The 24,690-nt window shown below is 61.4% G+C and carries 20 protein-coding genes and 1 pseudogene; 11 read left to right on the top strand and 10 right to left on the bottom strand.

The features are described 5' to 3' along the window. Positions 1–2 precede the first annotated feature (2 nt). The 3 genes from ABH944_RS29175 to ABH944_RS29165 all read left to right on the top strand — a co-directional run bounded on the left by ABH944_RS29175 (position 3) and on the right by ABH944_RS29165 (position 4,059). Positions 3–809 (top strand): enoyl-CoA hydratase/isomerase family protein, encoded by an 807-nt coding sequence (locus tag ABH944_RS29175; protein ID WP_404610733.1) that lies wholly within the window; start codon positions 3–5, stop codon positions 807–809. A 52-nt stretch (positions 810–861) separates the two neighbouring features. Further along, entirely contained in the window at positions 862–2,601 is a 1,740-nt protein-coding gene (locus ABH944_RS29170; protein ID WP_404610731.1) for a GMC family oxidoreductase, read from the top strand. 84 nt (positions 2,602–2,685) lie between these two features. After that, positions 2,686–4,059, top strand: a complete 1,374-nt coding sequence (locus tag ABH944_RS29165) for an MFS transporter (protein ID WP_404610730.1) — start codon at positions 2,686–2,688, stop codon at positions 4,057–4,059. A gap of 24 nt (positions 4,060–4,083) precedes the next feature. Here ABH944_RS29165 and ABH944_RS29160 read toward each other — a convergent pair whose 3' ends face one another. Next, complete coding sequence (locus tag ABH944_RS29160) at positions 4,084–4,995, bottom strand: LysR family transcriptional regulator (RefSeq protein WP_404610798.1); 912 nt, start codon at positions 4,993–4,995, stop codon at positions 4,084–4,086. Positions 4,996–5,233: 238 nt separating this feature from the next. Between ABH944_RS29160 and ABH944_RS29155 the strand changes: the two genes are divergently transcribed. Both ABH944_RS29155 and ABH944_RS29150 read left to right on the top strand, forming a co-directional pair. Beyond that, positions 5,234–5,530, top strand: coding sequence for an ArsR/SmtB family transcription factor (locus ABH944_RS29155; RefSeq protein ID WP_404610729.1), 297 nt, complete (start codon positions 5,234–5,236; stop codon positions 5,528–5,530). A 67-nt stretch (positions 5,531–5,597) separates the two neighbouring features. Continuing rightward, positions 5,598–6,659, top strand: coding sequence for an alkene reductase (locus ABH944_RS29150; RefSeq protein WP_404610728.1), 1,062 nt, complete (start codon positions 5,598–5,600; stop codon positions 6,657–6,659). A gap of 85 nt (positions 6,660–6,744) precedes the next feature. On the opposite strand, the gene ABH944_RS29145 is transcribed toward ABH944_RS29150, so the two are convergent. After that, complete coding sequence (locus ABH944_RS29145) at positions 6,745–9,408, bottom strand: excinuclease ABC subunit UvrA (RefSeq protein WP_404610727.1); 2,664 nt, start codon at positions 9,406–9,408, stop codon at positions 6,745–6,747. A gap of 736 nt (positions 9,409–10,144) precedes the next feature. Here ABH944_RS29145 and ABH944_RS29140 point away from each other — a divergent pair. Further along, positions 10,145–11,789 (top strand): annotated as a pseudogene (locus ABH944_RS29140) (bifunctional aspartate transaminase/aspartate 4-decarboxylase). Positions 11,790–11,884: 95 nt separating this feature from the next. Here ABH944_RS29140 and ABH944_RS29135 read toward each other — a convergent pair. Next, positions 11,885–13,066: a porin gene (locus tag ABH944_RS29135; protein WP_404610726.1), complete on the bottom strand. Its 1,182-nt coding sequence runs from the start codon at positions 13,064–13,066 to the stop codon at positions 11,885–11,887. A gap of 237 nt (positions 13,067–13,303) precedes the next feature. On the opposite strand from ABH944_RS29135, the gene ABH944_RS29130 reads away from it, so the two are divergent. Beyond that, positions 13,304–13,786 (top strand): nuclear transport factor 2 family protein, encoded by a 483-nt coding sequence (locus ABH944_RS29130; protein WP_404610725.1) that lies wholly within the window; start codon positions 13,304–13,306, stop codon positions 13,784–13,786. Here the strand turns inward: ABH944_RS29130 and motB are convergent. Both motB and motA read right to left on the bottom strand, forming a co-directional pair. Then, complete coding sequence (motB, locus tag ABH944_RS29125) at positions 13,775–14,839, bottom strand: flagellar motor protein MotB (RefSeq protein ID WP_404610724.1); 1,065 nt, start codon at positions 14,837–14,839, stop codon at positions 13,775–13,777. The genes ABH944_RS29130 and motB overlap by 12 nt on opposite strands. 81 nt (positions 14,840–14,920) lie before the next feature. Continuing rightward, positions 14,921–15,790: a flagellar motor stator protein MotA gene (gene motA, locus ABH944_RS29120; RefSeq protein WP_404610723.1), complete on the bottom strand. Its 870-nt coding sequence runs from the start codon at positions 15,788–15,790 to the stop codon at positions 14,921–14,923. 338 nt (positions 15,791–16,128) lie between these two features. Here motA and ABH944_RS29115 point away from each other — a divergent pair, with 338 nt between their 5' ends. Together ABH944_RS29115 and ABH944_RS29110 are read left to right on the top strand one after the other, a co-directional pair. Next, the gene (locus ABH944_RS29115) at positions 16,129–16,782 is read left to right on the top strand and encodes a hypothetical protein (RefSeq protein ID WP_404610722.1); all 654 of its coding nucleotides are present in this window, start codon (positions 16,129–16,131) and stop codon (positions 16,780–16,782) included. A 135-nt stretch (positions 16,783–16,917) separates the two neighbouring features. Continuing rightward, positions 16,918–17,190: a hypothetical protein gene (locus tag ABH944_RS29110; protein WP_404610721.1), complete on the top strand. Its 273-nt coding sequence runs from the start codon at positions 16,918–16,920 to the stop codon at positions 17,188–17,190. Between the two features lie 79 nt (positions 17,191–17,269). Here the strand turns inward: ABH944_RS29110 and ABH944_RS29105 are convergent, their stop codons facing one another. After that, a complete protein-coding gene (locus tag ABH944_RS29105) occupies positions 17,270–17,440 on the bottom strand; it encodes a hypothetical protein (protein ID WP_404610720.1) in 171 nt (56 codons plus the stop codon). A gap of 105 nt (positions 17,441–17,545) precedes the next feature. Next, positions 17,546–19,006 carry an MFS transporter gene (locus ABH944_RS29100; protein WP_404610718.1) on the bottom strand — a complete coding sequence of 487 codons (1,461 nt, stop codon included), beginning with the start codon at positions 19,004–19,006 and terminating at the stop codon, positions 17,546–17,548. 369 nt (positions 19,007–19,375) lie between these two features. On the opposite strand from ABH944_RS29100, the gene ABH944_RS29095 reads away from it, so the two are divergent. After that, on the top strand, positions 19,376–20,104 hold the full coding sequence (locus ABH944_RS29095) for a response regulator transcription factor (RefSeq protein ID WP_404610717.1): 729 nt from the start codon (positions 19,376–19,378) through the stop codon (positions 20,102–20,104). Between the two features lie 54 nt (positions 20,105–20,158). Here ABH944_RS29095 and ABH944_RS29090 read toward each other — a convergent pair whose 3' ends face one another. Then, entirely contained in the window at positions 20,159–21,988 is a 1,830-nt protein-coding gene (locus ABH944_RS29090; RefSeq protein ID WP_404610716.1) for an ABC transporter ATP-binding protein/permease, read from the bottom strand. After that, entirely contained in the window at positions 21,985–22,860 is an 876-nt protein-coding gene (locus tag ABH944_RS29085) for an extracellular solute-binding protein (protein ID WP_404610715.1), read from the bottom strand. Before ABH944_RS29085 ends, ABH944_RS29090 begins: the two co-directional genes overlap by 4 nt. 227 nt (positions 22,861–23,087) lie before the next feature. On the opposite strand from ABH944_RS29085, the gene ABH944_RS29080 reads away from it, so the two are divergent. After that, positions 23,088–23,516, top strand: a complete 429-nt coding sequence (locus tag ABH944_RS29080) for a TOBE domain-containing protein (protein WP_404610714.1) — start codon at positions 23,088–23,090, stop codon at positions 23,514–23,516. Between the two features lie 31 nt (positions 23,517–23,547). Here the strand turns inward: ABH944_RS29080 and ABH944_RS29075 are convergent, their stop codons facing one another. Continuing rightward, a complete protein-coding gene (locus ABH944_RS29075) occupies positions 23,548–24,501 on the bottom strand; it encodes an NHL repeat-containing protein (protein ID WP_404610713.1) in 954 nt (317 codons plus the stop codon). Positions 24,502–24,690 lie beyond the last annotated feature (189 nt).

The following is a 24,690-nucleotide window of genomic DNA, read 5'->3' as shown; positions in this document are numbered from 1 at the left end:
CGATGACTGACTTGACCCATCGCGGCCAGACGCTGTTGCAGGACCTGGACGGCTTCTCGATCGAAGTCGATGAAACCCGCGAGCGTGCCGACATCATCCTGCATCGTCCGCCGCTCAACGTCATTTCGATGCACGCACGTGACCAGTTGCGCGCGGCGTTCGAAGCGCTTGACGAAGATGACCGCGTGCGCGTGATCGTGGTTCGCGCGAACGGTGAGCATTTTTCGAGCGGCGGTGACATCAAGGGTTTCCTTGAAGCATCGCCGGAACATGTGTCGAAGCTGGCGTGGAATATCGCGGCGCCCGCTCGCTGCTCGAAGCCGGTGATTGCGGCGAATCGCGGCTTTTGCTTCGGCGTGGGCTTCGAGTTGTCGCTCGCCTGTGATTTCCGCATTGCGACCGACACGACCTTCTACGCACTGCCGGAACAGAAGCTGGGCCAGATCCCGGGTTCGGGTGGATCGGCTCGCCTGCAGCAGATGGTAGGCATTGGCAGGACCAAGGACATCGTGATGCGCTCGCGCCGGATTCCCGGCAAGCAGGCGTACGAGTGGGGCATTGCGGTGGAGTGTGTAGCGGACGCGCAGCTGGAAGCCACGACCGATGCACTCGTCGATGAACTGCGCGCGTTTTCGCCGCTCGCACAGCGCACGGCCAAGAAGCTGCTCAATGACACGGAAGATGCGCCGCTCTCGATTGCTATCGAACTTGAAGGGCACAGCTATAGCCGGTTGCGCACATCGGACGATTTCCGCGAAGGCGTGGAAGCGTTTCACAGCAAACGCAAGCCGGTGTTTCGAGGTAGTTGAAGACTGCAGCACACCATAAGTAATCATCGTGCATGGGACCAGGGAGACAGGCGTGGAGGCGTTCGACTACGTGATCGTGGGTGGTGGGTCGGCGGGGTGCGTGCTTGCGCACCGGCTGTCGGCCGTGCCGTCGTTGCGCGTCGCGTTGATCGAAGCGGGCGCGGATACGCCACCGGGCCAGGTGCCCGAAGCGATCCTCGACAGCTACCCCATGCCGGTGTTTTGCGGCGACACCTACATCTGGCCCGGGCTGAAAGCGCGCGCCACGAAACAGGCGGCCGAGCGCGTGTACGAGCAGGGCCGCGTGATGGGCGGCGGCTCGAGCATCAACGTCCAGTCGGCGAATCGCGGCTTGCCGCGCGACTACGACGACTGGGCTGCGAACGGCGCAGCGGGTTGGAGCTGGGACGACGTGCTGCCGTACTTTCTCAAGCTCGAACGCGATGTGAATTTTCCCGATGCCGAGTTGCATGGCCGCAATGGGCCGGTTGCCATCCGCCGCATCATGCCGCACGACTGGCCGCCTTTCTGCCATGCATTCGCGAACGGCCTGCGCAAGAATGGGCTGACCCTGTTGGAAGACCAGAACGCGGAATTCGGCGATGGTGTTTTCCCCGGCGCGTTCTCGAATCTCGACGACCGGCGTGTGACCACCGCGACTGCCTACCTCGATGCGGCGACGCGCAAACGGCCGAACCTGTCGATCTTCGCGAACCTGAATGTCGAGCGCATTCTGATGGAAGGTGTCACGGCAAAGGGAGTGATAGCGATCGCAGCCAATGGTGAGCGTGTGCGATTCGACGCGCGTGAGGTGATTGTTGCGGCCGGCGCGTTGCAGTCTCCGGCCATGCTGCTGCGCGCGGGTATCGGCGGCATGGCGGATCTCGATGCACTCGGCCTGCGTTGCGCGATCGACTTGCCCGGTGTGGGGCGCAACCTGCAGGATCATCCGTCCCTGACGTTCTGTCACTTCCTCGAACCCCGGTTCAGGATGCCGCTGACGCGGCGCCGCGCAAGCATGACGGCTGCGCGCTTTACATCGGGCGTCGATCACTGCGACGCCTCCGACATGTATTTGTCGAGCGCGACCCGTGCTGCGTGGCATGCGCTGGGTAACCGCCTCGGCTTGTTCTTCCTCTGGTGCAACCGGCCGTATTCGCGCGGCCGCGTGCAACTGGTTTCCCCTGACGCCGCTGTCGCACCGCGCGTGGACCTGAACCTGCTCGACGATGAACGCGACACCGCGCGCCTCGCCGCGGGCATCCGCTTGCTGGCGAACGTGGTTGAAGCATCGGGCCTGAACCGTGACCCGCGCGACTTCTTCCCGGCTGCATTTTCGCCGCGTGTTAAGGCGCTCAGCCGCGTGAGCAAGACCAACGCGTTCGTGACGTCGCTGCTCGGCGCGATGCTCGATACGCCCGCACCGCTGCGCCGTTTGCTGATCGAGCGGTTCTTTACACGTGGCAAGGACATGGCGTCCCTGCTGGCCGACGAGCACGCGCTGCACGCGTTTATCCGCGCGAATGTATTCGGGGTATGGCATGCAAGCGGTACGTGCCGGATGGGTCCGGCGAGCGATCGCCAAGCCGTGGTCGATACCCAGGGACGCGTGCACGGCGCGCAAGGCTTGCGCGTAGCAGACGCGTCGCTGATGCCGCGGCTGCCTTCGGCCAACACCAACATTCCGACCATCATGATCGCCGAGAAAATCGCCGACACGATGCTGAGCACACAAGCGGGTTCCGGCGCGCAAGCGCAGCACCGATATCAAACGCACTCAACCATTTCTTAACCGCCAACGAGAGCACGGCAGTCCGACGTGCCTAAAACGCGGCGCCATTCGAAAGAGGGCGCCGTGACCTTCAAGGAGATGACAATGTCCGTAGCAGCACAGGAAAGCGCCGCCGCACCCGAAGTAAACACGCGACAGGTGATGGGCGCAGTAGTGGCGTCATGCCTGGGTTGGGCACTCGATCTATTCGATCTGTTCGTGCTGTTGTACGTGGCTCCCGTGGTCGGCCGGCTGTTCTTCCCGTCCGAACACGCCATGCTCTCGCTGGCAGCGGTCTACGCGTCGTTTGCGGTGACCCTGCTGATGCGTCCGCTCGGCTCCGCGTGGTTCGGTTCCTACGCGGACCGGCACGGCCGCAAGGGCGCGATGATTCTCGCCGTCGTAGGCGTGGGGATATCGACCGCGCTCTTCGGCGCCTTGCCTACGGTTGCGCAGGTCGGTCTGGCAGCGCCGGTCCTGTTCCTCCTGTTGCGGCTGGTGCAGGGTGTGTTCGTGGGCGGGGTGGTAGCGTCCACGCATACCATCGGCACGGAATCGGTTGCGCCGAAGTATCGCGGCGCGGTGTCCGGGCTGATCGGTGGCGGCGGTGCGGGCCTGGGCGCCTTGCTCGCTTCCATCGTATTCCTGACCATGTCGTCACTCTTTCCAGGTGCGCTCTTTGACGTATGGGGCTGGCGTTGCATGTTCTTCACCGGGATCATCAGTTCGGTGCTCGGGCTGTTCGTGTTCAATAGCCTCGAAGAGTCGCCGCTGTGGAAAAAGCTGGCGGCGGAGAAGGCCGCGAAGGCAGCATCACGCGATATGTCCGCACCGGTGGAAGTCATCCGCTCGCCGATCAGGACGCTGTTTTCGCGGGACTACCGCGGCATCCTGTTCGTGAACCTGCTGCTCACCATTGGCGGCGGCAGCGGTTATTACCTGACCTCGGGTTACCTGCCGACCTTCCTGAAGGTGGTCAGCCACGTGCCTAATGGCGCCGCCGCTGCCATCCTGATGATCGCGAGCGTGGGGGTACTTGCTGCGTCGGTGGCGGCGGGGCACCTGAGCACGTTCATCGGCCGCAAGACGGCATTCATCTGGATCGGGCTGGTGCGCCTGATCGCACTGCCTGCGTTGTTCCTCCTGTTGCCCACCGCGCCAAGCATCACGATGATCGGTGTGTATGCGGTTGTGTTGAGCGCACTCGGCAGTGCAGGTTATGCGCCTATCCTGATCTTCCTGAACGAGCGTTTTCCGACTGCTATCCGCGCGACAGGAACGGGGCTCTCGTGGAATATCGGCTTTGCAATTGGCGGCATGATGCCGACCGCTGTCTCGCTGGTAGCGAAGAACCCGAGCGAGTTGCCGATGACGCTCGCGATCTTCGTCGGCGTGATCAGCGTGATCTTTCTTGCGGGGGCGTTCATCGTGCCGGAGACGCTCGGCAAGCTCGAGAATCGTCTGGCGCGTGCGGGTTGATCTTTCTTGAACTGACCTTGCGACTCAAAGGGACACGGCGGTCGTGGTCACGCGACGAATGTTGTCGGTGATGATTTCAATGAGTGCATTCGTCGCGGCGCCGATCGGCCGCTTCGGGTGACTCACGCACACGATATGCCGCACGATTCCCGGAGACGCAATGCGGTAGGCGCGCAGCAGGCCGTCATCCACCTTCCGCTGCACAACCACCCGCGGCAGGATCGTGGCCACGTTGCTCTGTTCGACGAACTGCACGATCGTGTTCAGCAGATCGATTTCAAACTTCGGCTTGATCACAATGTCCGCGTTGAGAAGCGCGGCATCCAGCACGCCGCGCAGGCCGTTGCGGCGGGTGGGCAGCACAAGCTCCAGGTCACCGAGTTCAGCAAGATTGATAACATCGGGCATCGCTCGTCCGTGGATGACACTCGTGACCAGCACCATCTCTTCGTCGAGCAAGGAGCGCGTGTCGAGCGACAGACGGCCGCGCGGCTTGTTGATGACCGCGGCATCCAGGCGCCCGGTTTCGACCGCATCAATCAGCTGCGCGCTGAAGCCGTCCGCCACCGACACTTCCACTTGCGGAAACAGCGCGTTGAAGGTGGCGAGCGATTCGGGCAGCACGCTCTCCGCTTCCGAGGACACCATGCCGAGCGCCACACGCCCCGTAACAATCACATCACTGCGGCTCAGTTGCTCGCGAGCGTGTTCGATATCGCGAATGATCGGCACGTAGAGCCGGTACATCAGGCGCGCGGCTTCGGTCGGCGTCATGCCGTGGGGGCCGCGCTCGAACAACGGCTGATGAAGCTCCGCTTCGAGCTTTGAGATCTGCATGCTGAGCGCCGGCTGCACGATGTTGAGCCGCTTCGCCGCGCGCGTGACCGAGCCGTCTTCGAACAGCGCGATGAAATAGTGAATCTGCTTCAGGTCCATGGACGGCGGCGGGTGATCCAAAGGACGAATGAGACCATAACCCTCCGCCCGATGCCAGCATGTTCGGGCTTTCACGAGACGACGCGCCCTGGCCGCCCGATACGCACAAAGCGTCCTGACGGGAGCGAGCAACCGGGTTGATCAGGGATTACCCCTATCGGTGATAGTGGTTTGCTTGTATATCGTGTTTTTACGAAATATACTTCGCTTCATTACGATTCCACCCAAAGCGTTTTTCATGGATATCGACGCCATTCACAAGGCCCTGGCCAACCCCGTGCGACGCGAGATTCTCGCGTGGCTCAAGGAGCCCGAGGCTTATTTCAGCGAGCAGGAGTTACCGCTCGCGAATGGCGTGTGCGCCGGCCAGATCGACGCGCGTTGCGGCATGTCCCAATCCACGGTGTCGGCTCATCTGGCCACGCTTCATAAAGCGGGCCTGGTGAGTTCAAAGCGGATCGGGCAGTGGATATTTTTCAAGCGCGAGGAAGCGGTCATCCAGGCGTTTCTTGATCAGCTTCGTAACGGCCTCTGACCGATGAGTTTGTCCGTCGGGTTCCGGTTGCCGGATTCCCTTAGAACCTATTTAGGAATACTTTCAAATGCCCAATCTTTTTGACCCGCTCAAAGCCGGTGCCTTTAATCTTCGCAACCGCATCATCATGGCGCCGCTGACACGTCAGCGCGCAGGCGTTGAACGTGTGCCAAATGCATTGATGGCGCAGTATTACGCCGATCGTGCAGCGGCAGGCATGATCCTGAGCGAAGCGACCTCGGTTACGCCGCAAGGCGTGGGTTACGCAGAAACGCCGGGGATCTGGTCGGACGAGCAGGTCGAAGGCTGGAAGCTGGTTACGAAGGCGGTCCATGACACCGGCGGCACGATCCTGCTGCAACTGTGGCACGTTGGCCGGATTTCGGACCCCATCTTCCTCAATGGCGACCTGCCGGTGGCGCCGAGCGCGATCGCGGCGCAAGGGCATGTGAGCCTGGTGCGGCCGCAGCGTGAATTTGTGACGCCGCGAGCCCTTGAGCTCGACGAAATCCAAGGCGTGGTTGACGCGTTCAGAAAGGGTGCCGAGAACGCGAAGCTTGCCGGTTTTGACGGCGTTGAAGTGCACGGCGCGAACGGTTATCTGCTCGATCAGTTCCTGCAGGACAGCACGAACAAGCGCACGGACATCTATGGCGGCCCGATTGAAAACCGCGCTCGCCTGATGCTTGAAGTAGTTGATGCATGTATTGAAGTCTGGGGCGCTGACCGGGTCGGCGTGCACCTTGCGCCGCGTGCTGATTCCCATACCATGGGCGACAGCGATCGCGCGGCGACGTTTGGTTATGTTGCACGTGAGCTGGGCAAGCGCAAGATCGCTTTCATCGCAGCGCGTGAGCGCGTTGGTGAGGATTCGATCGGACCGCAGCTGAAGCGGGCCTTCGGCGGCGTCTATATCGCTAACGAGAAGTTCACCAAGGAAAGCGCGCAGGCAGCGCTTGACCGGGGTGACGCCGACGCCGTTGCGTGGGGGCAGTTGTTTATCGCCAACCCGGATCTCGTGAAACGCTTCGAAAGCGATGCCGCGTTGAACGCGCCGATCCCCGAGACGTTCTATGCTCGCGGCTCGGAAGGGTACACGGACTACCCGATGCTCGAGACAATGGACTAAGCGTTCTGGTATTGGCTGGCGGCAGCCGGTGGCTCTAAGAGGAGTCACCGGCTGTTTTGTCTTGAGAGTCTTGCGCCGCCGAACCTCAGGGCATACAGGCCTTGAGATACCTTGACGTATGGCTGCTGGTTTCCCCCCGCTTCACCACGTCTTCCGGCGTGCCGCTGACCACCATTTTGCCGCCTTCCTCGCCCGCCCCCGGTCCCATGTCGATGACCCAGTCGCTTTGGGCCGCGACCCGCATGTCGTGCTCGACCACGATCACGGTGTTGCCTGCATCGACCAGACCCTGCAATTGAATCAACAGGCGGTCGCTGTCCGTGGAATGCAGGCCGGTCGTGGGTTCATCCAGGATGTAAAGGGTCTCGCCCCGCTGCGCCCGCTGCAGTTCCGTCGCCAGCTTGATCCGCTGCGCCTCGCCGCCCGACAGTTCCGTGGCAGGCTGGCCCAGGCGCAAATAACCCAGTCCAATGTCCTTGAGTACGGTCAGCGCACGCATGATCTGCGGCTCGCCGGCAAAGAAGGCGCATGCGGTGTCCACGGTCATCTGCAGCACGTCCGCAATGTTCTTGTCGTGCCACTCGATCTCCAGCGTCTCCGGGTTGTATCGTGTCCCTCCGCATGTCGAGCACGGTGCATATACGCTAGGCATGAACAGCAACTCGACACTCACGAAGCCCTCGCCCTCGCATGTCGGGCATCGACCTTTTGCAACGTTGAACGAGAAACGGCCCGCGTCATAGCGCCGCCTACGCGCGGTGGGTGTCTCTGCGAACAGCTTGCGCACATGATCGAAAAGGCCCGTGTAGGTCGCGAGATTCGAGCGCGGCGTGCGTCCGATCGGTTTCTGATCGACCCGTACCAGCCGCCGGATTCGCTCCATGCCGGCCGTTATTTCGCCACCGGTCGGAATGTCCTCGGCATCCAGCAACGGGTCGCTTTCCTCGTCCGTATCGGCCACGATCGGCCGTCCAAGCCGGTCCGCAACCAGCTCCGGCAGCGCCTGACTGACCAGGCTCGATTTACCCGAGCCCGAAACGCCCGTCACGGTCGTGAAGCAGCCAAGCGGGAAGGCTGCCTCCAGGTCCAGCAAGTTGTTGCGCGTCACGTTCTCAAGACGCAGCCAGGCGGTCGGCGTGCGCTTCGAACGCGGAGCCGGCCGGGCGTCGCCAAACAGATGCAGCCGCGTTTGCGATTCCTCGATGTCCGCCAGGCCTGCAGGCGGCCCGCTATAGACAATCTGGCCGCCCCCCGTGCCCGCGGCAGGACCCACATCCACCAGCCAGTCCGCCCGGCGCATCATCTCCAGGTCGTGCTCGACCACGAACAGCGAATTGCCCGCGGCCTTCAGGCGCAGCAACGCGCTGAACAACGCTTCGCCGTCGGCGGGGTGAAGGCCGGCGGAGGGTTCGTCGAGGACATAGATCACCCCGAACAACTGCGATGCGAGTTGTGTCGCAAGCCGCAGCCGCTGCAACTCGCCCGACGACAAGGTCGGTGTGCCGCGGTCCAGCGCAAGATACCCCAGGCCAAGATCGATCAGGGTGGTCAGCCGTTCGAGCAACTCGCTTGCAATTCGTTGCGCAGCAACCTGCTTCTCCCTGGATTGATTCGTAGTCCGTCTGATATCGGGGGAGGCCTTGTGTTCCGCTCCACCGGACGCGACCCGGCGTGCGACGGCTGCCCGCATCTCGTCCTTGCTCAATATTTCATCCGCCGACGCTGTCCCGGGCTCCGGGCTCTCGCCGCGGGCAATAGGGCGCAGCACGTCCGCAACACGCGCGAGCGGCATCTGCGAAAACTCGCCTATATCGAGTCCCGCGAAGGTCACGGACAGCGCCTCGGGCTTCAGGCGCTTGCCATGGCACGACGGACACGCACTGCTCACCATGAAATGAGACACGCGCTTTTTCATCAACGCGCTTTGCGTGTTGGCGAAGGTGTGCAGCACGTAGCGCCGCGCGCCGGTAAACGTACCCTGGTAGCTCGGTTCCGCGTGGCGCTTGAGCGCGGCTCGCGTCTCCTGCGGTGTCATGCCGGCATACACGGGAGCCGTCGGTGTCTCGTCGGTAAACAGGATCCAGTCGCGGTCTTTCTTCGGCAACTCGCGCCACGGGGTGTCGACATCGAACCCGAGCGTGACCAGGATGTCGCGCAGGTTTTGGCCATGCCACGCCGGCGGCCACGCAGCGACGGCGCGCTCGCGGATAGTCAATGAGTCGTCGGGCACCATCGATTGCTCGGTCACCTCGTAGACACGCCCCAGACCGTGGCAGGTGGGGCAAGCGCCTTGCACCGTGTTCGGCGAGAAGTCTTCAGCGAACAGCATGGGTTGTTTCGCCGGGTACGTGCCGGTGCGCGAGTACAGCATGCGAACGAGGCTGGACAGCGTGGTTACGCTGCCCACCGACGAGCGCGCGTTGGGCGTGCCGCGTTGCTGCTGCAGCGCGACGGCGGGCGGCAGACCTTCGATGGAATCCACTTCCGGCACGCCTACCTGGTCGATGAGACGACGTGCATAGGGCGCCACGGATTCGAAATAACGGCGCTGCGCTTCAGCGTAGAGCGTGCCGAACGCCAGCGACGATTTGCCCGATCCCGAGACGCCTGTGAAGACAACCAGCGCGTCGCGGGGAATGTCGACATCGATGTTGCGAAGGTTGTGTTCGCGGGCGCCCCGTACGCGCACGAAGCCGGCCCGGGAAGGATGGGCCGACGGGGTTTCAGTCTTCTTGTTTCGATTCGTCATGCGCTTCAAAGCCGTTATATGTGTCTGTTTGCCTGGACGGCATCAAGGGCATGCCGGGACATCATGCGCAGTCCCACGCCGCCTGGCCGCGCGAATGGAAGACAGTTTAAGGGGTTTGCATAAGCGTCTTGTGAAGCGGCTCTTGATCCGGCGCCGGACACTTGCCGCACGGAGCATGCCCACCTGCTCATGCGCTGATATCCGCGATATTTACCCGTGCGTCCTGAAGGGTTCAAGCAACCGGGATTGACTCTGGTAATTAGCCTTTCATGTTTGCGTGGGTGATGTAATTGCATTCACGCGCCAGACTCCCATGATTGCGAACGGTAATATGACCGCGTATTGAGTTCTTTAAATGTTGTCGAATACATTCGCCATCGTCTTTGCCAGCGAAAAGCAGATGGCGCAAGCCCCAGGAGCAAACATAAACCGATTGCGTTTGAAGTTTCCCCCCTAGACTATTTACTCTCTGCCCGGCGGGTGGCGTCGGGATTATTTCGTTTCCTAAAACTATCGTGGTCATCATGCATAAACCAGCCGCGTGTTGAATTGCGGCGCGGTTGCGAATATCGGTTGAAAGGGATCCAGGCAGTTTGCCGCGACGTAGTTTCCCGATAATCGATTGCGATCAAAGACGCATTACCTGAAATTTCATTGCCGCTTTTTCTCCCAAAAGGATTGACGGGTTTTCCGAACGTCACTCTTTCAAGCAGTCGATCATTTCTGGAGGTGTTGGATGGCAAAATCTACAAAGGCGGGTTCGCGGGAACGATCCAAGATCGCGGCGCTCAGCCCGTTCGAACTCAAGGACGAACGATCAAGGCTGCCGGCGGCGGCGTGGCCGAGCGTCCCGCCAACGCGGCCATGCTCAACGCGGGCCGCGGCAACCCGAATTTCCTCGCCACTATTCCACGCCACGGCTTCTGGCAACTCGGCCTTTTCGCCATGCGCGAGTCCGAGCGCTCGTTCGCCCACATGCCCGAAGGGCTGGGCGGTTTCCCCAAGCACCAGGGACTCGAAGAGCGCTTTGAAATTTTTGCGCGCGACAACAAGGGCGTGGCCGGTATCGACTTCCTGCGCGGCGTGCTCTCGTATGTGCGCGATCAGCTTGGCCTTGACGGCGGTGAATTCCTTTACGAAATGTGCGAGGGTATTCTCGCGTCAAACTATCCGGTGCCGGACCGGATGCTGAAGCTGTCGGAAGTGATTGTTGCGCAGTACCTGAAGAAGGAGATGATCGGCAAGCACCCGTTCGTGGGCGACTTCGATATCTTCGCGACCGAAGGCGGCACTGCCGCCATGACCTACATCTTCAACACGATGCGCGAGAATCACCTGATCACACCATCGCGCTAGGCTCCCCCATCTTTACGCCGTACATAGAAATCCCCACGCTGAACGATTATCGGTTGAACGGGGTCAACCTGAACGCCGAGGTGGAACTTGGCTGGCAATACTCGAAGAAGGAACTCGACAAGCTGCGCGATCCGAAGGTGAAGGCTTTCTTCCTCGTGAATCCGAGCAATCCGCCTTCCGTCAAGATGAACACCGGGAGCCTCGCGTACATAGCCGAGATCGTGAAAGAGCGGCCGGACCTGATCCTCCTGACCGACGACGTGTACGGCACCTTCGCCGACGACTTCGTCTCGCTGTTCGCGTTGTGTCCGAAGAACACCATCCTCGTGTATTCGTATTCGAAGTACTTCGGCGCGACCGGCTGGCGGCTCGGCACCATCGCCATGCATCGCGAGAACGTGATCGACGAGCTGATCCGCAAGCTGCCGAAGGAACAGCGCAAGGAGTTGCATGAGCGGTATGAATCCATCACCACCGAGCCGGAGAACCTGAAGTTCATCGACCGCCTGGTAGCCGACAGCCGTACTGTCGCGCTGAACCACACTGCGGGGCTTTCCACGCCGCAGCAGGTGCAGATGGTGCTGTTCTCGCTCTTCGCGCTGATGGACACCCCGGACGCCTGCAAGAACGCGCTCAAGCGCCTGATTCGCAGCCGCAAGGAAGCGTTGTACCGGGAGATAGGTATCAGGTTCGACGACAGCGACGTGAACCAGGTCGACTACTACACCATCATCGACCTCGAATTCCTTGGTAATCGTGCGTATGGACCGGAGTTCGTCGCGTGGCTCTTCAAGAATACCGAGCCCTCCGAACTGCTGTTCCGGCCCGCGAAGGAAGCCCGCGTCGTGCTGTTGCCGGGACGCGGCTTCGGCACGCAACACCCGTCGGGGCGCGTGTCGCTCGCCAACCTCAACGAGAGCGACTACAGGGCGATCGGCCGCGCAATGCGCAAGCTGATGGTCGAATACGTCGAGCGTTATAACGCCGCTACGGGCAAGTCGCTCGATAAAAACAAGGTGCTCTGATACGTCTGCGATGCCTGGTACTTCAGGCGTCGAATAAAAAACGGACCGCCGGGAATCAACTACCCGGTGGCCCGTTTCAACAGCTGAAGCCTGCTTTAGAACTTGTGGCGAATACCCACGCGCGCAGCGATCTGCTCGTTCGTACCCTTGCCCGACGACGTTCCGAAGTAGCTCGTGCTCGAACCGATCTCCGCCTGCACCGGAGTGCCGCCGTTCGAACCCGACGCGTGTTGATAGATCCCCAGCACGTAGACGTCGGTACGCTTGCTCAGCGCATAGTCCACGCTCGCGTCGACCTGTTGCCACTTGCCTTGTGCTGCATCGGTCAGCTTCATGTACGTGTAGCCGAGGCCGCCGGTAAGAGCCGGCGTGAACGCATACTTGCCGCCGATTTCATACGCGTTGAACTTCGACGTTGCGCCCGTGATGGACTCGAAGCGCGTGTTGGTCCAGAGGCCGAACACCGTGGCGGCCGCAAACTTGTAGCTGGCGCCAACGCCGAACGTGCGCAGGTCCTTCGAGCCGCCCGTCGATACGTTCGCGATATTCGTGGTGAACGCCGGCGTGGACGAGCCCGGGTAGTGGATGTCCGTGTAAGCCGCGCCAATGCCGAACGGGCCGCCGGCGTAGTTCACGCCGAAGCTGTAAGCGCGCGATGAACCTTGTGTGGTTACGCCTGCGGTCGTGGTGGTGGGCGAACCCGAGAACGCGCCGGCCTGGTTCGAGAAGCCGTACAAGCCGCCAAACGTCACGCCGTGGAAGTTGGCGCTGCTGAACTTGATCGAGTTGTTGATACGGCTTGACGTGAGCTGGTCGACGTCGTTGATGTGGTACGCGTAGTTGCCGGCAACCGTCTGACCGCCGATGGAATACGAACCGCCGAGGTAGTCGGTCGAGAACGTGTATTGCCGGCCGAGGGTCACCGAGCCGACGTCGGACTTCGAAATCCCCACGTACGCTTGCCGGCCAAATTCCGCACCGCCCTGGCCGAGCGTGCCGTTGCCGCTGTTGAAGCCGCTCTCCAACGTGAAGATCGCCTTCAGGCCGCCGCCCAGGTCTTCTGCGCCGCGCAGGCCCCAACGGCTGCCTTGCGCCACGCCGTCGTCGTACTTGAAGTTCTTGCCGCTGCCGGTCGTGCCGACGGCGCTGTGGTTGACATAGCTGATACCGGCGTCAATGAGGCCGTAGAGGGTAACGCTGCTTTGAGCTTGAGCGGAAGTAGCCGATGCGGCGAATGCCGCCATTGCAGCAGTGGCGAGCAGTGTTTGACGGTTCAAAACGTTCTCCCTAAGCGTGGGTGTGAGTAAGTCATGCAAATAAGCGCTGCGAGCAAGTGATGCGCGGCATCGGACTCTGACGGTCTGTAGCTCGCGACGGGCGGACTTTATCGAAAGCGTATGTAAGGTATATGACAGTTGTTTTTAAGCGACGGCTACATAAAAAATACTTCCTGTAAGCATCGCGAGCGGTTAGTGAGCACTAACCGGGCACTGAACAAGAAGCGGAATTGACCCATGCAAACGGGCTCGCCGGCGGGCGTGAACAGGGATCTGCCCGAGCCCCCGGCGGGCGTTTTCGCGAGCCGCTGCGCTATGCTGGCGGCTCATCTTCAAGCTAGGGACGAAGCCATGACCGAGAGCGTGATAGCGGAGCTGGAAGTGCAGTTGAGGGAGGCCATGCTGGCATCCGATGTGGAGGTTCTTGACACGCTGCTTGCCGACGACCTGACGTTCGTCGATGTAACAGGCAAGGTGTGGAGCAAGGCCGACGACCTGAACGCGCATCGCTACGGGATACAGCGGATCGAACGGCTGGAGATCAAGGAACAGACAGTGCGCGTGTACGACAAGAGCGCGGTGACGCTTACGCATGCGGCGCTGAGCGGACAGTTCGGCGGCATGCCGCTCTCGGCCAACCTTCGCTATACGCGCATGTGGGTGGAGACGGAAAGCGGCTGGCGGATCGCCGCCGCCCACTGCAGCGTGCTAGCTTTTTGAGGACGGCACGGCGCTTGGTTTGGCGGCATTCGGCTTCGCCGGTTGCGCCAGCGCTGCCACGGGAATGGCAACGCTTGCGGCCTGAGACCCGACGGCCTGAGACGCGACGGCCGCCGGGATCACCGAGCTTGCCGGTTGCGACTCGTCGACGGCGGTGCGCCCGCCGTCCGCGAAGAACGCCTGTTCGGCAGCCTTGTTCAATACAAGGATGCTGATGCGCCGGTTGGTCGGTTCATCGGCGACAGCCTTGTTGAGCGGCAATACATCGGCGAGTCCGCGCACTTGCAGGACCTTGCCTTCGTTCATGCCGCCTGCAATCAACGCGCGGCGCGCGGCGTTCGCGCGTTCGCTCGACAACTCCCAGTTCGAATAACCGGCCTCACCGCCCGAGTATGGCACCGCGTCCGTGTGCCCGGCAATCGACACACGATTGTCCACGTCATTGAGCGAGGCGCCGATCTGCGAGAGGATGGTCACCACATACGCTTCCAGCTTCGCACTGCCAGACGGGAACATCGGCCGCTTGAGTGAATCCACGATCTCGATGCGCAATCCTTCACTCGTGATATCGATCCGGATCTGATCCTTGTACGCAGCCAGTGCGGGCGTGTGGTCGATCAACGCGCTGAGCTTCTGCTTGAGTTGCTGCAGGCGCTGCGAGTCGTCTTGCGCAGTCGTGGCAGCGCGCACGGGTGTCTTCGGCAATGGCTTGGGCTGGCTCTTGGTGGCCTCGCCCGGACGGGAGCTGGAGAGGTCGCGGCCACCGCCTTCAATCACGCTCGTGCGTGCGGCGCCGCTGCCGTCCTTGCCGCCGAAGACCGTCGCGAGCGGGGTGTTGAAATAGTCTTCAATACCCTGCTTGTCGTATTTGGAGGTCGAGCCGAGCAGCCACATCAGCAGGAAGAACGCCATCATGGCCGTCACGAAATCCGCGTAGGCAATCTTCCATGCGCCGCCGTGATGGCCGCCGTGTCCGGATTTTTTCCTGCGCCGCACGACGACGGTTGGCGACAGGACGGACTGTATGGGGTCGCGAGAGGAGTTGTCAGCCATGAGCGAAACTCCTGGTGATGTGTCGCTTGAGGTGCGCGAGATACATGAGACGCATGATCAGGGCCGGTTGCGAGCGGCCCGTCACGCCGGCTTCGGTTGCTTGGTGGCGCGGACGGCGTCGTCGAGCTCCTTGAAGGTCGGACGATCGGCGGTGAACAGCACCTTGCGTCCGAACTCGACAGCAATAGCCGGTGCATAGCCGTTCATCGACGCGAGCAGTACGGACTTCACGCACTGGAACGGCTTGGATTCAGCCTGTCCTTTCGCAGTCAGCAGGTCGGCGAGCGGTCCAAAGAAACCATACGAGAGCAGGATGCCGAGGAACGTGCCGACCAGTGCGCCTGCGATCATCTCGCCGAGTATCGCGGGCGCGGCGCCCACCGAGCCCATGGTATGCACGACACCCATCACGGCCGCGACAATACCGAACGCGGGCAGGCCGTCGGCCATCTTCTGGATTGCACCGGCCACCAGCGATGTTTCCGCGTGATGCGTCTCGAGTTCTTCGTCCATCAGGTCCTGCATCTCGAGCGCGTTGATGTTGCCGCTCGACATCATGCGCAAGTAGTCGACAATAAATTCCAGCAGATGATGATCGTACAGCACGTGTTCGTACTTCTTGAACGTCGCGCTGCTCTCGGGCGCTTCCACATCCGCTTCGAGCGCCATCATGCCTTCCTTGCGCGCCTTCTGAAGTAGCTCGTAAAGCAGCGCGATGAGTTGCACATACTTTTCCTTCGAGTACTTGCTGGCCTTGAATGCGCTCGGGAGGACCTCGATGGTTTTCTTCAGCGTCGTGAGCGGATTGGATACGACGAACGCACCGATTGCCGCGCCGAAGATGCACAGCAGTTCGAAGGGCTGGAACAGCGCCAGCAGATGGCCGCCTACACCCAAAAAACTTCCGATCACCGACCCGATGACCACGACCCAGCCAATAACGACGAACATGCTCTCTCCGCTTGATTTCTTCAGTGCTTCCTTTGAATGAAGCTGTCCAAGACTTTAACGGCAATCAGACCCGCAGATTTAGGGTGGCACGAAGGTATCTTTTCTCCGGATCGTCGATAAGCCGCGCGGCGCGAGGGTTCAAAACAACTTTGTTATTGAATCTTCAGAGGATTGAGCGAAAAAATGACCTGATGCGCCTCGATTCATTGGTTTCTCTTCGCTTCCGCCGATTGGCGAATTGAACTCGAAAACAGTCACTGTTCGCTTTATTGAATCGATTGGTGAAACCGTAAAGTCTCGCCACGGGAAAGGGCCCGGCACATTACGGAGAGGGTGCAGTGAACACTGTCTTGAGGGCGGCAACCGCCGCAACGATCGCGACGCTCGCAATGGGCGTTGTCCACGCGCAGGAAGTTTATGTACTGGGCGGCACGCTGGGTGCGGGTATAGGTGCGGCGTATCCCTTCAACTCGTGGGCGGGCGTGCACGCGGATGTGGAGGGCTTTGGCCTGTCGCATTCGTTCAACGTCAGCGGCGGCCAATACGAGGGCCACCTGAGCCTGAAGCAGGGAGGGCTCTACCTTGACCTGTTCCCGTTTTCCAGCAGCGGATTTCGCGTGACGGGCGGCGCGTTGTTCAACGGCGACGAAATCACCGCGCATGCGGTGCCCAACGCCGACGGCAACTACAAGATCGGCAATGATTACGTGCCCGCCATTGGCGCCGCGCCATCAGCCACTGCGCGCTTTCCGGGCGTGATGCCGTATCTTGGCGTCGGTTATGGCCACAAGCCGGTGTCGAAGGGATTTGGCTTCATGTGCGACCTCGGCGTGGCATATGGCCGTCCCCACGTTTCGTATTTCGTGCCCGCGGTCTACAGCCAGTTGACGACGCAGGCGAATATCGACCAGGAGCAGCAGAACATCACCAATCAAGTGGAGAAGTATCGCTGGTACCCGGTAGTGCAGCTGGGCGTGACTTACCGGTTCTGAACCACGGGTTCCACGCTTGCAAAATTTGAACCTGTGTCGCGCGGGATGTTCAACAGGTAACAAGGGCGGACAGGGTGCGGAATGTTTTATGCGTGCCTTGGCCTGACCTCCATTTACTACAGGCGAACCCTAGCGATGATTCAAACTTTCGAGCAAACCATTGACGGCCAGTCGGTTCAGTTCTGCGCAAGCATCGCAGACGGCGGTAGTCCGCAGCGCGTCATAATCAGCCGGGCGGATTCGGCGAAATCGCTGGTGATTGTCGAGGCGTCGGGGATCATCGGCGCGATCAAGGCCGAGGTCGAAGCGCCGGAGACGTTTGTTGCCGAAGCCGTGCGCAAGGCCCAGCAGGAAGGCCTGATTGAACGGGCGCTCGCAACGGGCGAAATCCTGACAACGAGCCTTTGACGCGCATCACGCTGCTCAGAAAAAATGCCCGCCTTCTAAAACAGGCGGGCATTTTTTCTGCTGATCCGTGATGCCGGCATCAAAGACGCGGTGTGCCGTTGTTCGGATCAGCAGGCACCAGAGGCGTTGAGGAATCCGGACCGTCGGGCGAGTCGGGATCGTCCGGGGGCGGGGGTGCATCGGGGTCCAGCAGTTCGTCGGGATCGGGTTCAATCGGTAAGTATGTCGGGTCGGGCGGCGGGGTGGACATGTCCAGCTCCTCATTTGCGGCCTGCGGACCGCGCGTTACACAAGAAGTGCGTGTCATTGCGTACGCAACGCGCGTTCCCGCACAGGTTGATGCCTTCAGCGGGACTCAGTGCTGCGTCCCCCTGCTGCATTTGACCAATATCGCCTCGGGTGCTTTAGCACCCTTTGCGCGCTTGCTTTCAACCACTCGCCGCGCCATGAATGCAGCGAACAACAGCAGCGCCACCGATACCCCCGCCGACGCCCTTACGCCCATCACGATCTGCGCGCTTTCCCCCAGGGCCGCGTGACTGGCCAGCGCGCCGAACGCGGCGACGCCAATCGCGCCGGCCGCTTGCCGCGCGGTGTTCAGCACCGCCGACGCCGTGCCTGCCCGGTCAGGCGAGACCGTGCCCAATACGGCGGTTGTCATCGCGGGAACGGCCAGACCCATGCCTGTGGGAATCAGCAGGAAAGGCAGCAGCAATGCCCGCACCGGTGTGGATGCATTGACGAACAGGAGCGCGGCAAAACCGGTTGCATCGATCAAAGCACCAACGATCATCGGCAAGCGCGAGCCGTAGCGCGCGACCACTGGGCCGCTGGCAAGATTCGACAACAGGAACCCCCCGGTGAGGGGCAGGAACGCGAGCCCCGCTTCCAGCGGCGTATGGCCGAGCACGCGCTGCAAGTACAAGCTGAGCACGAACACCATGCCGTAATACGTGAGGTTCACGCAGATGCCGAACACGGTGGCCGAACTGAACGTGCCGTCGCGAAACAGCGCAGGCGGCAGCATGGGCGATGCCGCACGCCGCTCGACCAGCACGAGCCCGATGGCGGCGAGAAGCGCCACGGCAATGCCTCCGATCACTAGCGGATGGGTCAGGCCCAGCGGCCGGAGTTCGATCATCGCGCCCACGAAGGCGGTCAACGCGATGGTCGCAAGCACCTGCCCGGGCAAGTCGATACCGCGTGCGTTCTGCTCCGGTTTCTTATCGGCGATCCATACATAGGTCGCCACGATGCCCGCCACGCACAGCGGCACGTTGACCCAGAAAATGCTGCGCCAGCCCAACGCCGCGATCAGCAGGCCGCCTACGATCGGCCCCGCAGCAATCGATACCGCACCTGCTGCCGTCCACAAGCCCACTGCGCGGGCCCGCAAGCCGTCGTCGTGGCCGCAGGCCTGGTTGAGCAGCACCAGCGAGTTGGGCAGCATGGCAGCCGCGCCTATGCCCTGCAATGCCCGCGCGGCGACGAGTTGGCCCGCATCCATGGCAAAGCCGCAAGCGGCCGAAGCCAGCCCGAACACCATCAGGCCCGCAACGAACAAACGCCGCGCGCCAAAGCGGTCGCCGAGCACGCCCGCCGAGAGCATCAGCGCGGCGAACGCGAGCGCGTAGGCGTCGACGGTCCACTGCAGGCCCGCCACGCTCGCGTGCAGGTCGCGGCCGATGCTCGCGAGCGCCACATTGACGATGGTGACATCGAGTTGAGAGACCACGAAACCCATGCTGGCCGTGGTGACGATCAGCGCCTGGCGTGTGCTCAGTCCGGCGCGTGAGGAGATAAGGTTCGAGTTCATGAAGACCAGCTTATCGACCCGAAACCTTCAACGTTTCCGTGATTCCTGAAATATGGATGTACTGCACTTTGCGGCCGTGCGCGCCCGCGCCAATGTCATCGGCCGACGTCCGGACACCGCTTGTTCAAACGATCCGGCCCCGCCACGTGTCGGCACAAGCTGAGACTTCGCGAGACATATTGAAAGCATTTGTTACAGCCCCGCGGACGCAATTAAGAGTTTTCCGATGGATCAACCCGGTACCGCTCTTCAGAATTCGCGCGTTGAAAGCGGTCTCGTGGAGCGTCATGAGACCTTCTTGGGCGCCTTCAATGACGTCTTCCAAGGACGTCCCGAAGCCGCCGTTTACAGGCCACCGGTCCCGTCATCATGCGCATCGCAGTTCTTCAGTCCGATCCCCAGCACCGCTTCGTTATCGGCGGAATCATTGAACGGCTCAACCATGAATGCATTCCGTTCGGCGATGGTTTGTCGATGTCGAAATCGCTCTCCCGCTCCACGGTGGACATGCTGATCCTCGACTGGCATTCCACCGGCTTGTCCGGGCTCAACCTGCTGAAGTCGATGCGCTCGGGCATCGGCGAGCGCGTGCCCGTGATGTTCGCTTCGGTGGATGGCGGAGAGAGCAACGTGGTGCGTGCACTGAGTGCGGGTGCCGACGACTACGTCACGCTGCCCGTGCGTTCCGCCGAGTTCGGTGCACGCGTGACAACGCTGTTGCGGCGCGCCTATCCGGCGAAAACCGCCGCTGTGACGGAGCTGGGTCCGTATCGCTTCGATTCGCGCCAGCAGAGCGTCACGGTACGCGGGCGGCCCGTGCAGCTGAGCGGCACGCAATTCCGGCTGGCGTTGCTGTTTTTCTCGAACATTGGACGCGTGTTGTCACGCGATCATATTTTCGCCATGGTCTGGGGACGCGAGTTTCGCGAGTCCACCCGGACCATCGACAGCCATGTTTCGCGCCTGAGGCTTGCACTGACAATCGAGCCGGTCAATCACTTCCGCTTGCAGCCCGTGTACAAGAGCGGCTACAGGCTGCTGCATCTTTACGGTGACATAGCCGAGGAAGCGCGCATGCAAGAGGAAGCCACGGCTTGATGCGTGCGTGGAGCCGTGAAGCAGAACAAGCCGTGGGTTCTTTCGGTGGTCTCTTCAAATGGACCAGATAGTTAATTTGTCGATATCCACCGAAAACCGGTGTGATGTACCGGTCTTCAGGCGGGTGTCGTCGCTGGGGATATCGAAGGCCACGCCGCGTATTTTCAGCTTTGCATACCGCTCTCCGCGCCGTACCTCGATACCCTCGACCGTACCCTCGAACGGACCTTCATCAGACGGTGTGATGGCGAGCGCAGGCAGCCGCCACATCACGGTTTGTCCAACGGGGAGTGCGGGGTTGCGTGCGATGTTCAGGCGCAATTCGCTGCCCAGTTCCACCCTGTCTGCTTCAATCAAGCGGCCTTGCCCCACGTTGTGAAGCCCAAGCAATTCCGCCACGCGCATTGAAGCGGGACGTTCGAAGACCTCGCTCACCGGTCCCGCCTGAAGCATGCGGCCATGTTCGATCAGCAATGCTTCGTCGGCGAGCAGCGCGGCTTCATCGGGATCATGCGTGACGATCACCGTGACCGCCGATATCTCTCGCTGCAATGCGCGCAATGACTGCTGCAGACGGCGGCGGCGAGGGGTATCGAGCGCGGCGAACGGTTCGTCGAAGAGCAGCAACTGGCTATGCTGCGTGAGTGCGCGAGCCAGTGCCACCCGCTGGCGCTGACCGAATGAAAGCTCACGCGGCAAGCGGCCAAGCAGCGTTGAAAGACCCAGTTGATCAACCCATTGCCGCGCGCTCGCAGCATCCGCGCTTAGCGGAAACGCCAGTTGTTGCGCGACCGTCATATGCGGGAAAAGACCGTAGTCCTGCGGCATATAACCGATCCTGCGCTCCTCGGGCGGCAGGGCATGGAGCTGTTCTCCACCCAGTGTCACGCTAGCTGTCTCGCCGGCTTCCAGCCCCGCGATCAGGCGCAGCGTCAGCGACTTGCCCGACCCCGACGTGCCGATGATCGCAAGACGCCGGGTTCGCGGCGCCCATTCAATGTCGAGATCGAAGCTGCCAAGACGCTTTTTCAACACGATGCTCAGGCGCCGGTCATCCTCATCCACCAACCGATGTGCGGGCGTGCTGTCGTCGGCCTCATCACCATTGACGAGTTCCGCGCCCAACGAAACACGGCCTTTGCGGCTGTAGATGGACAGCGCGGCACACGCGACCGCGATGGCAAGCGTAGGCAGCAGCAAGGGCATCATGGCCGGCAAGCCCTGGCCACCGAACACGACATAGGTATAAACAGGCAACGAATACGGGTGATAAGCGACCATCACGGTCGCGCCGAATTCACCGAATGCGCGCAGCCACGCCAGCGCCAGTCCGGCGCTGATTGCCGGCCATGCAACGGGCAGGGTGACGCGAAAGAAGCGGCTGCCGGCACGATGACCCAGCGTGGCGGCCACGTCCTCGAACACGGGGTCGACGGCCGCGAACGCGGAGCGCGCAGCAATGATCAGGAACGGCGCGGCGACAAACGTTTCAGCCAGCACGATGCCGGCGAACGAGTCGGTCAGTGCGCCACCCGTCAGTTGTCCGACCCAGCTATAGGGGCCGAGAAGAAACAGCAGCAGCACACCGCTGGTGAGTGGCGGCAAGGCCAGCGGCAATTGGACGACAAAACCGAGCAGCGCCGCTTTGCGCGAATTCGACCGGGCGAGCAGATAGCCCAGCGGTACGCCGCCCAACAGGATGACAAATGCCGCGACACTCGCGCTGCCCGCCGATACAGCCACGGCCGACAGCGTGCTGGTCCAGTCGACCCCATGCCAGTCCGCCGCGCCCACTTGCGGGATACTCGCAAGGAAGGGCGCGCACAAATAGACTGCGAGCAGGGCGGCAAGCCACAGCAGCGGTCGCGCGGCGGTGCGTTTCATCGAGTCGCGTCGATCACGGCCTGAGCGGATGGCGGCATGGCCTGGGTGTTACCGGTGATCGCGGGTTTGATCACATCGACACCGTGTTCCTTGAGCAGTTCGCGGCCCTTCTCGCTCAGCAGGAAATCGACAAAGCGCGTGGCGCCCGCGGAGTTCGGGGCATCGCCAAGAATGGTCAGCGTGTAGCTTGCCTTGGCTTGCAATTCGGGCGCGGGACGAATGGACGGAATCTTCAGGTCCGAGGTCTCCGTTGAATAGAAGAAACCGGCGTCCAGCTGCCCGGATTGCAAACGTCCAACCAGTGTTTCTTCAGGCAGGACCTGATCGGGATTCTCGGCGTCGCCCAGCGTCTTCTCCACCAGATCCGGCTGGTTATAAAGAGTGGCGGCCTTCGTCACCATCTCGACCGTGAATGCGCCTTTCGGGTCCAGCTTGGGATCGGTCCGGCCAATGCGAATACCCGGTTCCTGCAGCACCTTGTCCCAGCGTTTTGTCTTGAAGTCGGCGGCGAATTTGCTGCGCGGGTTATAACCGATCATCAGCGGCGATTCGGCGAACGTGACGTACCACGCGACATGGTCACCGTTGGCTGCACCCATCAAGCTCGTATTTACCTTCGGGCTCGCGCTAATGAACACGTCACCGCGACGCAGCTTGCCCTTGATCTCGTTGGCGATCTTGTTCGAACCCGCCGCGTAGCCCTGGAAATGCAGGCCGGTTTCCTTCTCGAAAGCGGGGCCGACACTGCGCTCCATCAAATTGACGAGCGACCCGGCATACAACACGTTTACGGCGTTTTCATCCGCCACGGCGGCATGGCTCAAGAGCGCACCAGCCATGACAGCAACCGACACCATCACCTTACGGATCATCTGATTCTCCACATTGATAAAGTGCGTAATAAAGGGCGCTATATTACGCTCAGACTCAACTTGTTCGCTAACGCCATCGACATGTTTCGCGTGGCTATTTGTCCCAAGCGGGCGGCGTGGTGCGGTTACACTTGTGGCCTGCCTGCCACCCAGGTAACCCAGCAAAACGTGCGTCCTCGGATCCAGGTGATCCACGTCTTCGAAGGACGCCGCAACCGGAGATGAACATGCGAACAAGCGCCCGAAATCAATTTGTCGGTGAAGTGATTGAGCTCAAGCACGGCGCGGTTAATGACGAGATCCTGCTGCGCGCCAATGACGGCCTCGAGATCGTCGCGGTGATCACGCATGGCAGCGCGGCATCGCTCGGGCTGGCCGCCGGAAAGCCCGCGTTCGCGCTGGTCAAGGCGTCGTCTGTGATCGTGATGGTCGATGTAGCGGATAGCCAGGTATCGGCCAGGAATCGTTTTGCCGGCACGGTGTCGGCCATGACCCCGGGCGCGGTCAACAGCGAAGTCGTTATTACGGTCGAGGGCGGCGCGCAGATTGCCGCTATTGTCACGAACGAAAGCGCCCAACGGCTCGCGCTCGCCAGCGGGAAAGCGGCAACGGCAATCTTCAAGGCGTCGAGCGTGATTGTCGGCGTGGACAACTAGTCCTCTCGCGAATCCGCGCAACGCCAGTTCATCAGTTCAGTGGAATGGTCCGCAGGGTACTGGCGCTGTCAGCGGATTTCGGCCGGTCGATGACGTACAACAGGTGATGCACCGGGTCAACAGCCACGCCGCGTGCATCCTCGAAATCGTTTGCGATGACCGTAACCGATTCATCCGGGCTTATCCGGCACACGGCGGTCGAGTTGCATTTCGTATAGAGCGTGCCGCTTGAATCAATGCTGAGCAGGTCAGGTCCATTGATCTTGATGACCGTCGTGTTCAAGCCGCCGGCCTGGGCATGATTGAGCAACCCGGAGAGGCTCGTTTTCAAGATCATGTTGTCGGTCTGATCCGATATAAAAACGGCGTCGCCTTGTACGGCTATGCCAACGGGTTTCGCCAATCCCGTCAGCAAATTATGTTCGGACGCGGCGTGGGTCGAAACATCGTACGTGATCAGGCTGAGGCCGCCCGTTGCCGGGCTGCTGCCGTTCTTGACGAACCAGGTCGAGAGTATTTTCCCCATACCAATGGACGCAAGTCCCAGTCTCCGGCGTACCGGATCGGGTCCTGACAGGATGGAGACGGACCTGTTCGCGTCAACGTCGAACACGGCGCCTGCCGTGCCGAATCCGAATCGTCCGACCAGTAGCGACCCGTCATCCGCCATGCTCACCTGGCTTAGCGCGTTCGCTTGTCCCGCGACGGGAGGAAGCGAGGCAAACGGTTTGAATGCCTTGCCGTCAGCCGATGAAAGCACGCTGTTAGTCTTGTCGTCGGTGATGAAGACCGCCCCGTCGGCGGGACGGATTGCAATGCCATTTGCCCGTGCATCCAGGGAGATTCGCTGCGGCGTGCTGGCGACTTGGGTCGAACCGCAACCGGATAGCGTGAGGACCGCAGCGGCCGTCAAGGCACTGGCTACGGTTAGCGCCTGGCGCTTGAAACGCTGCAAGAACCGTTGAGAATAGTGCGAAGAAAGCATCGTATTTTCCTTGGGCGCGGGGATCGAAGGCCACCAATATATCGCTTAGTGCCATCCTGGCGCGCACATGCGTGGATTTGTATGTTGCCTATTGCTTGCGCACTGACTCGCCGGCCGCGACAGCAGCGTAATATTCGCGTGGATATAATGCCGGACAAGCCATCTGAATCCGGCCCCTGGAGGATGAGA

It is taken from the genome of Caballeronia udeis (genome assembly GCF_044909315.1).
Taxonomy (GTDB): Bacteria; Pseudomonadota; Gammaproteobacteria; order Burkholderiales; family Burkholderiaceae; genus Caballeronia; species Caballeronia udeis_A.
The sequence above is the reverse complement of the archived record's forward strand: the minus strand, read 5'-3'. Positions and strand labels throughout refer to the sequence as shown.